At 34.2% G+C, this 11,141-nt stretch carries 12 protein-coding genes, 2 pseudogenes and 1 riboswitch; of the genes and pseudogenes, 13 read left to right on the top strand and 1 reads right to left on the bottom strand.

What is annotated here, in order from left to right; translation table 11 throughout:
- The first annotated feature begins 67 nt into the window (after positions 1–67).
- The 4 genes from EDD71_RS08385 (at position 68) to EDD71_RS08370 (ending at position 3,913) form a co-directional block, all read left to right on the top strand.
- Positions 68–874 (top strand): Cof-type HAD-IIB family hydrolase, encoded by an 807-nt coding sequence (locus EDD71_RS08385; RefSeq protein ID WP_133628285.1) that lies wholly within the window; start codon positions 68–70, stop codon positions 872–874.
- A 230-nt stretch (positions 875–1,104) separates the two neighbouring features.
- A riboswitch (Lysine riboswitch) is annotated at positions 1,105–1,287 on the top strand.
- Positions 1,288–1,464: 177 nt separating this feature from the next.
- Positions 1,465–2,313, top strand: a complete 849-nt coding sequence (locus EDD71_RS08380) for a transporter substrate-binding domain-containing protein (protein WP_133628284.1) — start codon at positions 1,465–1,467, stop codon at positions 2,311–2,313.
- Positions 2,314–2,378: 65 nt separating this feature from the next.
- A complete protein-coding gene (locus EDD71_RS08375; protein ID WP_133628283.1) occupies positions 2,379–3,161 on the top strand; it encodes an amino acid ABC transporter permease in 783 nt (260 codons plus the stop codon).
- Positions 3,162–3,175: 14 nt separating this feature from the next.
- On the top strand, positions 3,176–3,913 hold the full coding sequence (locus tag EDD71_RS08370) for an amino acid ABC transporter ATP-binding protein (protein ID WP_133628282.1): 738 nt from the start codon (positions 3,176–3,178) through the stop codon (positions 3,911–3,913).
- Positions 3,914–4,351: 438 nt separating this feature from the next.
- Here the strand turns inward: EDD71_RS08370 and EDD71_RS16120 are convergent.
- Positions 4,352–4,492: pseudogene (locus EDD71_RS16120) on the bottom strand (DUF2922 domain-containing protein); the annotation flags it as partial.
- A gap of 294 nt (positions 4,493–4,786) precedes the next feature.
- Between EDD71_RS16120 and EDD71_RS15750 the strand changes: the two are divergent.
- The 9 genes and pseudogenes from EDD71_RS15750 to EDD71_RS08325 all read left to right on the top strand — a co-directional run bounded on the left by EDD71_RS15750 (position 4,787) and on the right by EDD71_RS08325 (position 10,457).
- Positions 4,787–5,665 carry a cysteine peptidase family C39 domain-containing protein gene (locus EDD71_RS15750; protein ID WP_243116427.1) on the top strand — a complete coding sequence of 293 codons (879 nt, stop codon included), beginning with the start codon at positions 4,787–4,789 and terminating at the stop codon, positions 5,663–5,665.
- A pseudogene (locus EDD71_RS15995) lies at positions 5,617–5,781 on the top strand (hypothetical protein); the annotation flags it as partial. The gene EDD71_RS15750 and the pseudogene EDD71_RS15995, both read left to right, overlap by 49 nt.
- 126 nt (positions 5,782–5,907) lie before the next feature.
- Complete coding sequence (locus EDD71_RS15740; RefSeq protein WP_243116426.1) at positions 5,908–6,162, top strand: hypothetical protein; 255 nt, start codon at positions 5,908–5,910, stop codon at positions 6,160–6,162.
- Positions 6,149–6,646 carry a hypothetical protein gene (locus EDD71_RS08350; RefSeq protein WP_133628281.1) on the top strand — a complete coding sequence of 166 codons (498 nt, stop codon included), beginning with the start codon at positions 6,149–6,151 and terminating at the stop codon, positions 6,644–6,646. The genes EDD71_RS15740 and EDD71_RS08350 overlap by 14 nt, the downstream gene beginning before the upstream one ends.
- Positions 6,633–7,745, top strand: coding sequence for an HlyD family secretion protein (locus EDD71_RS08345; RefSeq protein WP_133628280.1), 1,113 nt, complete (start codon positions 6,633–6,635; stop codon positions 7,743–7,745). Before EDD71_RS08350 ends, EDD71_RS08345 begins: the two co-directional genes overlap by 14 nt.
- Positions 7,746–7,812: 67 nt before the next feature.
- Positions 7,813–8,235, top strand: a complete 423-nt coding sequence (locus EDD71_RS08340; RefSeq protein ID WP_133628279.1) for a hypothetical protein — start codon at positions 7,813–7,815, stop codon at positions 8,233–8,235.
- Positions 8,236–8,240: 5 nt separating this feature from the next.
- Positions 8,241–8,840, top strand: coding sequence for a hypothetical protein (locus EDD71_RS08335; RefSeq protein ID WP_166636402.1), 600 nt, complete (start codon positions 8,241–8,243; stop codon positions 8,838–8,840).
- Positions 8,841–9,052: 212 nt separating this feature from the next.
- Entirely contained in the window at positions 9,053–9,472 is a 420-nt protein-coding gene (locus tag EDD71_RS08330; protein ID WP_133628277.1) for a hypothetical protein, read from the top strand.
- 109 nt (positions 9,473–9,581) lie between these two features.
- Positions 9,582–10,457 (top strand): hypothetical protein, encoded by an 876-nt coding sequence (locus EDD71_RS08325; RefSeq protein ID WP_133628276.1) that lies wholly within the window; start codon positions 9,582–9,584, stop codon positions 10,455–10,457.
- Positions 10,458–11,141 lie beyond the last annotated feature (684 nt).

Here is an 11,141-nt window from a genome sequence, read left to right as displayed (position 1 = left end):
ACGAATATATTTTAAATAGCTTTTTAGAATTACAGCAAAACTGCTTGAGTTAAAGGGGATGTAATTGATGTATAAGTTAATAGCGCTTGATATGGATAGAACGCTGCTAAGAGATGACAAAAGCTTGTCGGAAAAAACAATACATGCAGTGAGAAAGGCCAGGGAAAGAGGAATCAGAGTAGTAATTGCCTCCGGAAGACCAACGAAGGGGATAAGAAACTATCTTGAAGCCCTGGGGCTTGTTTCAGAGGAGGACTATGTAATAAGCTATAACGGTGCTCTGGTACAGAATGTGAAAACAGGAGAGATTATAAGTAAAAACGTATTATTAGGGAAAGATGTTCATGTAATATATGAATTGAGCAAAAAACTGGGGCTGCATATTCATGCATTTTCGAAGGAGCATGGGCTTATAACCCCAAGGGATAACCCTTATACCCAGATAGAGTCTATTGTAAACGGATTCCCAATAAAGGAGATGGATTTTAGTAAGGTTTCAATGGATGACGAAATAATCAAGATGGCCATAGCAGAGGAGGAAGAAATCCTGACAAATGCCATAAAGTGTATTCCCGAAGAGCTATCCCAAAGATACACTATGGTAAGGAGCATGCCCCGCAGCCTGGAGATATTAAGTCCAAACAGCAACAAGGGCAGGGGAGTTGAAGCCCTGGCTAAACATCTTGGAATAAAGAGGGAAGAAGTTATATGCGTTGGAGACGCGGAAAACGATATGCACATGATTGAATTTGCGGGCCTTGGGGTTGCCATGGGTAATGCCACCGACAGTTTGAAAAGAATAGCTGATTATGTATCAAAATCCAACGAAGAAGACGGAGTGGCACACGTAATAGAGAAGTTTGCACTAAAGTGACAGGCTCATGAGTTATGAGTTATTGAATGAAAATTTTACACAGTGCCCAATAATAGGGGACTAATTTGAATTAGCTGATATGGTTGTTTTGGAAGGGAGTACAAATCCCTTTTCATTTGCTTGTTAAAAATTTACATTAAACTTATTGTAAAAAAATATTATAGGATGTTGACAAGAACACAATCGTAATGTAAACTTTAACATATAATTTAATAAGACCTCACTTTTACAAGTGAGGTAGAGGCGCGGTATTTAACAGTCCCTGGTGGAGCGTGAGGGAGCAATGAGCCTGGGGAGAAGGAAATATCGCCGAAGCTTGTAATATCCTCAGTATTACTTGCTGGGCCTACAGTTAAGAGCTGTAGGACTGTCTCAATAAACGTCCCGGTTTATTGAGTTGTGCTATCTCATTTGGGGAAGGAAGGGGATTAGGAGCAATTATGCATATTGCGGCCTGAGTTTACCTCAGGTTTTTATATTTGTTTTGATCCCCCACAAATGAAATAGCGCCATCTGAGGGAAAAATCAGAATGGCCTTTTTTATTTTTAAAAACTTACCATATTTTTAATAACAAAAGGGGGAATTAAATATGAAAAAGAGATTAATAACATTAATAGCAATAGCCCTATCAGCTATTATGTTGCTAACAGGCTGTAAAGCAGGCAGCAGTTCAGTAAATACAAAATCATCCTCAGGAGCTGACGATGAAGTATTTAGGGTGGGCATGGAGGCAGGATACGCGCCCTTTAACTGGACCCAAACGGATGATTCAAATGGTGCCGTTAAAATCGAAGGAAGCGCAGAATATGCAGGCGGATATGACGTGGAAATTGCTAAGAAAATTGCAGAAGGATTAGGTAAGAAGCTAGTCATTGTTAAAACTGAATGGGATGGACTTGTACCTGCATTAACTTCAGGGAAAATAGATGCAATAATAGCAGGTATGTCGCCAACAGCAGAACGTAAAAAGACAATAGACTTTTCAGACAACTACTACAAATCAGATTTAGTTATGGTTGTCAAAAAAGGTGGAAAATATGAAGGGGCTTCTTCTATTCAGGATTTCAATGGAGCAAAGATAACGGCCCAATTAAATACCTTCCACTATTCAGTTATAGACCAGATTAAAGGGGTAAAAAAGCAACCTGCTATGGATAATTTCCCTGCCATGAGAGTTGCTCTTGAATCAGGAATGATTGATGGATATGTATCAGAGCGTCCAGAAGGTATTAGTGCTGAAGCTGCAAATCCAAATTTTAAAATGATAGAATTTAAGGATGGATTTAAAACTTCAGAAGAGGATACTGCTGTAGCTGTAGGTGTTGCAAAGGGCAGTCCTTTAACTAAGAAGATAAATGAGATATTATCAGGTATTTCTGAAGAACAGCGTAAAGCTATTATGGACAATGCCATCAAGAATCAACCAGCAGCAAAATAATTATCATATGAAACCGGGTGCATTTTGATGCATTCGGTTTTGTGATGTTTTAAAGGAGGAGAAAGATGAGCTTTGATTGGATGATAAAAATTGTTTCGGAAAATTGGCCGATGTTTCTCAGGGGAGCAGGTATGACGCTCTTTATCTCCATCATTGGTACAATTTTAGGCTTTATTATCGGGCTAATAGTAGGAATTATACGTACTATTCCAATGCCTGAACGTGGGGGGAAGAGGGTAACTCTTAAGATAATAAATTCAATTCTTGGTATTTATATAGAAGTATTTCGCGGAACACCTATGATTGTGCAAGCGATGGTAATTTACTATGGTTCTGCTTTACTCTTTGGTATAGATATGAACAAACTAAATGCAGCGATACTTATAGTATCCATAAATACAGGAGCTTACATGTCGGAAATAGTCCGTGGCGGTATTATTTCTGTTGATAAAGGGCAGTTTGAAGCAGCTTATGCTATAGGTATGACACATTTTCAAACCATGATTAATGTGGTATTGCCTCAGGCTATCCGTAACATCTTGCCGGCAATAGGTAATGAGTTTGTTATTAATATAAAAGACACCTCAGTTCTTAACGTGATTGCTGTATCGGAATTGTTTTTCCAAACAAAATCAATTTCAGGAATCAACTTTAGATATTTCGAAACCTTTTTCGTTGCAAGCGTTTTGTATTTTGTAATGACCTTTACAGTAACAAGGATTTTACGCTACATCGAAAGAAAAATGGATGGACCGGAGAACTATATTATGTATGCCAACCAAATGCAGGTGGAAACCCCTGAAGACACACTTCGCAGAACCCAAAGTGTCAATGGTAATAACAGGTAAAGGAGGGTGGAATTATGGAAAAAATAATTGAAGTACAGCACTTAAGCAAATCCTTTGGAAATCATGAAGTTTTAAGAGACATTGATTTTTCAGTAAATAAAGGAGAGGTAGTTAGCATAATAGGCTCATCAGGATCCGGCAAATCAACCCTTCTTCGCTGTATTAACCTATTAGAAAAACCTAGCAGTGGACAAATCATCTATAAGGGAGAAAATATATTAGATGACAAGCATGACACCCGTGCATACCGTACAAAGCTTGGCATGGTGTTTCAGCAGTTTAACCTGTTTAATAACCATGATGTTTTAGGAAACTGTATAGTAGGCCAAATGAAGGTGCTAAAGCGCTCTAAAGAAGAGGCTGAAAAGGTGGCCATGAAATATTTGAAGGTCGTTGGAATGGATAAATATATTAACGCAAAACCAAAGCAGCTATCAGGCGGACAAAAGCAACGTGTAGCTATCGCCAGGGCACTTTCCATGGAGCCAGATGTAATGCTTTTTGATGAACCAACTTCTGCCCTTGACCCGGAGATGGTGGGAGAAGTTCTTAAAGTTATGAAGGAACTTGCTGAAAGTGGACTTACAATGCTTGTAGTAACCCATGAAATGGGATTTGCAAGGGAAGTATCCGACCGAGTTGTATTTATGGATAAGGGAGTCATCGTAGAAGAAGGAACACCTGAGCAAATCTTCAACAATCCAACACAGGAACGTACGAGAGAATTCCTGAAGCGCACCTTGAAAATATGATTATAGGTGAAGGCTCACCAAAGGCACTATGATTTGTAAATCATAGTGCCTTTTATGTACGCCCAGCATGTTTGATGAGCAGATAGGCTGAAAGAAGCCTTGTCGCCTTATAAACAGGAAGACAACCCGTAAGCAAGGGCATAATCGGCAACGGTTTAGGGACATCATGGGATGGATACGAAGAAGACTTAGAATGAAGAAGATGAAGGACTGAAAATCCTGGAAAGCCCTGCATAAGCAACTTAGAAGAATTGGGTATAAAGGAGAATTTGAGAAAATATCAATGTTGAGATGGATAAATTCAGCATCTTTCCTTATCAATATGGCACTTCCTAACAAATGGTTTGATGAAATAAAACTGTTTGACATTTCTAAGATACAAGCCGGCACTTTCTCACTCCACTATCTTACTGCAACTTCCTGAACATCCCTGGAGATTTAGTTTGCCTCCATAAGCCAAACTAAATCTCCTCCGATGCTGCCGAAGATGTTCCTGGAAACTATAAGCTTCATGAGAGCCTTCATTTCAGCTGGGGTTAGGCCCTCTCCAACCTCAGGAATGCTAATTGAAACGTTCTTTCCAAGCTGATTTTAGAAGACCATTTGAAGGGTTAATGCCATCTAATTCATCTCCTAATTTTCTTTTTAATTATTCTCAAATAGTGAGGTTAAAAAAACTATTTTCTCCGGTGCTTGGCATATCAGTAGTATCTTTCTACCATAATGGTAAAATGTCGAAATTTTACTAGTGAAAAATGTTGCCATAATTTAATATATTTATGTATAATAATTACAAATGTTAAAAAAATATCAATTTATATCTGTAATAATTTCATTTAGTCAAAAAATGTTTGTCATAAAGGGAGAATTGATGTGAGCTACAAAAAATATTTAGTAAAACAGCATGACATGACTGATTGTGCGGCAGCATGTCTTGCAACAGTCTGTATGTATTATAAAAAAGAAATTACTATAACAAAATTACGAGACATATTGGGAACAGATATTAAGGGAACAACCTTAAAGGGACTGGAGGATGGTGCAAAAAGACTGGGGTTTGATACAAGAGCTATTAGAGTGGACAAGCAGGGCTTTATGAGCAAATACACTTTACCTGCAATTGCCCATGTTATAACGGATGAAGGCCTTAGCCACTTTGTAGTTATACATAGGGTTAAAAAGGACAAGGTTATAATTTTAGATCCTGCAAAGGGAGTAGAAAAGAAGGAGATAGATGAATTCTTTAAGAATTTTGATGGCATTTTTCTTCTAATGGTTCCTAACAATGAGTTTTCTTCAGGAAAAAATAAAAGCGGCAGTATGCTGTCTAAATTTATAAGTTTACTTTTACCTCAAAGGGCATTGTTTATTTATAGCATTATAGCCTCAGTAATACTTACAGTTTTAGGCATAGCTTCATCCTTCTTTAACAAAATACTCATGGATGAGATACTTCCCTATGGATTAAAAAATCAACTTAAAATATTTGTAATAGGATTTTTAGTTTTAGGAGTCACACAAATTATTCTATCATCCATAAGGCAGCACATGCTTCTATACCTATCTCAAAAAATAGATATTCCACTACTTTTAGGCTACTTTAAGCATGTCTATAAGTTACCCATGCAGTTTTTTACAACCAGGAAAGTAGGGGATATATTAACGAGGTTTAGTGACGCCTTTACTATTAAGAATGTTCTTACATCCATATCACTGTCGTTAATAAAGGTAGTGCAAGCTATCAAGAAATAAAAGATGCCTGTGAAGCTGCTGGTTGTAACTCTTTTATAGAAAAACTTCCAGCAAAGTATGATACCTTCCTGGATGAAGCTGGCGGAGGGTTATCAGGAGGAGAGAGACAAAGGCTTGCTCTTGCAAGGGCTTTAATTAAGAAATCCAAGTTTTTAATTCTTGATGAAGCCACAAGCAACCTTGACTTTATAAGTGAGGCGAAGATTTACGATACCCTGTTTGTTAAGGGAAAGAATCTAACCATGCTTATAATAGCCCATAGATTATCCACTATTAGAAATTGTGACATTATATATGTTATGGATAAGGGAAGAGTAGTTGAGGTTGGAGATCATGAAACACTTTTAAAGAAAAAGGGTTATTACAATAAACTTTACATAAGTCAGGTTGGAGAGTTAGATTCCTCAATAGATAAGGCAAAAGAAGAAATTGCATATGCAAATAACGAAGGTATAACAGGAGAAGAGGGGGATAACGATATATATGAGTACAGGTGAAAAGATAATTTTAAGGGAGAATAAGACACTAAAATTAAACAATGTACTTATTAGAGAGGTAAGAGAAAATGAGTTTATGGATATAAATAAGATAGCTTATATGATGGAAAGCTATATAAAATCTAAGGGAAATTCCATAGTTGGGCCTATGATAAACTATTCAGCAGCATCGGCAGATGAAAGTGGACAAGTTAAGATTATTTTGAAACTAATGGTACAGCTTAAAAATCCTATACATAATATTGAAGAGCCTTATGAGTTTAAAAGTCTGTTAAGAGTTCCAAATTGTCTATTTGCCAGATTTTCAGAAAAGGAAGAAAATCTTCAATTTGCTTATTCTAAGCTTCAGCTTCACGCCTTTGAGAATGATATAAAGCTTAAAGGTGATAGCTATACTGTATTTGTTGATAAAAATGGAAATAAAATAGTTGCGGATGTATTTATGGAAGTACAAAAGGAGGACTTAGCACTTGAAGGTATATAGTTTAAATGAAATAACGGATAGTAGACTTCTTTATGATAAAAATCCTCCAAGGTTTTTGATGTATATAATTTTAGTTGTTCTAGCACTGGTTATTGCTTTTCTTGTGTGGAGTACAAAATCTGTTAAAACCTTTGTAGTTAAAGGACAAGGAATTATAACCACTGAAAAAAAGAGCAACATAATGGCAAAGGTATCAGGAGAAATTAAGGAGGTTTATGTTGAAGAAGGAAAAGAGGTAAAAGAGGGGGATTTACTCATAGTGTTTAACTCTCCGGAGCCTAAATATCAGCTTCAACAGATAGAGGGACAGATTGAGGTTTTGAATAAAAGAATTGAACTTTTAAAGAGAGCAGAAAATGATGCAGCCAAAGGAACAAATACTTTTAATAAGAAAAACGCAGATGAAGCAGAATTTTACAACAAACTTGTAAATAGCTATATAAAGCTAAAAGAGTATAACATAGATGAAGAAGCACTTAAAAAACAGAATTATACGGAGGAACAAATAAAACAGAATAAGGAGCAGGTAAAAATAAAAAAAGATCAGTTATATTATGATATAATCCTATCCTTTACTAATGAGAGAAAGCAGCTAGAAATGGAAAGAAGTAAGCTGGAGATACAAAAGGCATCTATTTCTCAATCAACTGAAGAGTACAAGCTTTATGCTCCCAGTAATGGAAAGGTTCACTTAAATATATCTCTTAAAAAAGGCGTAGTACTTCAAGGAGGAAGTTTAATAGGCACCATATCAAGTAATGATGGTGATATAATAGTAGAAACTCTTATACCAAGCAGCGATAGACCTAGAATACATGTGGGGGATGAAGTATCCCTTGCAGTAGGCGGCTTAAACCAAGCCGAATATGGAACTTTAAAGGGAAGGGTTATATCCATAGATGAAGACGCCACGATAGATAATGAAAAAGGGAATGTTTATTTTAAGGTAAAGGTAAAACCTGAGAAAACATATCTTACGGATAAAAAAGGTGAAAGGGTAAACCTTACTCTAGGAATGGTTACTGAAACAAGAGTAAAGTACGAGAAAATAACTTATATGAAATACTTCATGGAACAAATAGGGATAAAATTTGATTAATTGGTTATTAAAGGTAGCTGCAGATGCCTTTAATAATATATAATTTAAATGAAAGGAGTATTTAAACATGGGTGCATTTGCATTGCAAAGAAAGTACGAATTGCAATTGCCAAGCAGCTTCGTGGATATTGACAGAGATGAAATGGAATATATTGAGGGAGGGTTTCCAAGATGGTATGTAAGTATTCCAGTAGACGCATTATTACTGGCTACACCACTAGGATGGGCGATGGCACCTCTAAAGTACTTGGGAAGAACTGCTGCAATCTCATTATTAAAAAGATATGCTGGTAAATTAAGTGGAATAATTGGCTGGGCTGTCACAAAGGCAGTTGGAGCGGCCGGAAGTGCTTTGTTCAATATAACGGGGAGTTCTTTACTAAATCTTTTAATCCCAAATCTCGGTAGTTTTACATCCATAGGTGGAATAGTTGCATTTGCAGCTGACTATTTTTCAGATGGAGCCGTGAATAATAATATTGTATTGTGATTAATATGATATTATCGATTGAAAATAAATATTATAAGGATAATTATAAATGCCTTATTACTTGTAACGGTAAAGAATTACCCCTCAATTATAAGAAAGATTGTATATTTGTAGAATTAGAAGATAATCTTGAGAAAACTATAACGATAAAATTTGTAAATTTTCTTTTTGAAGATAAGAAAGGAATATTTTTAATGATATTTTATTGGTTTGTAGTGCTTCTTTCAGGTACAAGTGATAATCAAATGTTTGGTAAACCGTATAATGCTATTCTATCATTTAAAACAAAAAGTGCTGAGAATATCAATATAAAAGTTAATAAATTTAAAGCAGATAAACCATTTGAACTATTAAATTGTAATTGTGAAGTTTTGCAGAATTGTTATGAAGCAAAAAAAGGATATAAAATAAAATGGTTCATATTCACAGCATTACCATTGATTATTTTGTCCACATTTACCTTTTTTGTTCTGTATCGTGCTATCTTTTTAAAAAATATATTATTCTTAAGAATAATATATTTAATGTTTGTTATAACCATATATTTGCTATTAGGTAAGTGGATATATAATATTGTTAATAAAGACAATATTAATAACCTATAGTGTTTGTATGGTTATCAAAGAAAACATATAAAAAGGCAAAAGAGTAAACCTTACTCTAGGGATGGTTACTGAAACAAGAGTGAAGTACGAGAAAATAACTTATATGAAATACTTCATGGAACAAATAGGGATAAAATTTAATTAATTGGTTATTAAAGGCAGCTGCAGATGCCTTTAATAATATATAATTTAAATGAAAGGAGTATTTAAACATGGGTGCATTTGCATTGCAAAGAAAGTACGAATTGCAATTGCCAAGCAGCTTCGTGGATATTGACAGAGATGAAATGGAGTATGTAGATGGGGGAGTTTATATTTCACATGCTACTCTTTGGGGTTTTTGTAAAGGGACATTTTTAGCGGCAGGAATCAATCCGGTTGGGGCAACACTCGTTGCATTAGGAACATGGAAAGTATATCGTATAATAGCTGCAGGATGGGCAGCTATAAGTGCTAGGTTAGGAGCGTTTTCAGGACCAGTAGGTTGGGTGTTAGGTATTATAGGTTTGGCTGCTATTAGTGGATTAGGTTATGATATTGCAGATGCCTTAATTCAAGGTAAAGGTCTTGAGATTGGAATAAAGTATTCAAGGTGGGGAATACCATACGGAATAGATTCTTCTGTAAAATAGTATTTTACTAATCAACATTGCGTAGAAATTAACTATAACTGCAATGACTGTCTTGAATTATTGATAAGAAGTCATTGCGGTTATAACAATTAAACATAGGAGATTGATTATGAAAAAATGGAATTTGTATATAGCTACTTTATTGATATTAAATGTAAATAGTTTGATTTTTGGTATGTTATCTTCATATTTTGGAAGAATAATTGATCTATGGAGCTTGTCCCATTATTTTACTTATTCTATTTTGTTACTTTTGTGTAGCAAGATTATTAGAACAACAGACTTTAAATCAAGATTTGTGAAGGGGGTTTTTGTCTCAAGTGTTATTATAAGTTTGTTAACATTGATTGCAGGATGGTATTTATCGACTTTAAATATCAAATCTACAATTTTCATTTATGTTTTTATTAGTCAGTTGACTTTGGGACTTTTAACTTTTTTTATGACACTTTACTGCAAAAGATATTCATCATTCAATGCTGATAAAGATGAAAATCCTAAAATTTCAATTAGAGATGGAATAAAATATGGTTCTAGAGTTATCATAGGACAAAGGTCTAATGAATCTCATATAGAAAATATTATAAAGTGTTCAATTTTGGCATCTATAGTGTTTATTTTAATAATTATTTTGTATATAATTATTCCGCCTATATTGAAACAAAGTGATAATAGGAATAGTATAATACTTTTTTCAATTCCGATTATTTTTGGTCTTATTTTAATAAACGATTATAAGAATAAATTATATTACAAGAAAAACATATATTTAAAGTTAACAATTTTAGAAACAATACTAATATTAACAGGAATCTCCTTTTTATTTTTCTTTCAAGGATTTGTTTACCATAAAACTCACTTTACTAATTTTTATGTGTTAATTATTCCAATAGCTATGTTGTATAGTATTTTGAACACAAATTATAAAATATCAAAGGAGTATCATAGAATTATTAATGATAAAAAACGTAAAGAGTTACAATAATATAAATGGAAAATAATGGTGATAAATATAGGATATTATAAAATACCTAGTTTTATTTTCTTGTTATTCTACCAGTTATATGATATTACGCATAAAAAAGTGAATAACAAATTTCTGTTGTTACAGTGGGTAAAGGGGGGTAACCCCTTATTTTTCTGCGCAATATTATCAATTTATAGCTAAAACCAACGTGGAGTGCGTTGCGAGGATAGAGAGGAAGTAGGTTGAAACAAAGACTTTGGGATAGGTACTAGGGACGGTTAACTAAGAAGTATTACATATTAAAGTGAATATCGTCTCTATCATAGGCAAGTTTTAAAAAATATTAACTTCATATAATTCGAAACTATAAAATAACCAATGTGAAGTGAAAAGAGCACAGTTAACGAGAGTTCATATCATCTCCATTAAAAGTAATATTAAAAATAAAAGTTATTAAATTGAGGTATCTTTATGTCTAGATTAGTTAGAAAATGACAGATACACCTAAAGTAGCTAGAGAAAATCATAAACTTGGTATTGAGTATAATACGAAAAATATTAATCATGAATTTGAAGTTTAGAATGAAGGAACTGGATACAGGAGCATCAGAGATTTCGCATCTAATTTCCAGTAAAGCTTTTTTCTTTATAGGAAATTAGATTTTTTCTATTTTATTGAAATTTTGGAAGGGAAAAAGGCCG

The sequence above is a fragment of the Fonticella tunisiensis genome, from assembly GCF_004364155.1.
Lineage (GTDB): Bacteria > Bacillota > Clostridia > Clostridiales > Caloramatoraceae > Fonticella > Fonticella tunisiensis.
This window is presented reverse-complemented; position numbering and strand designations above follow the sequence as displayed.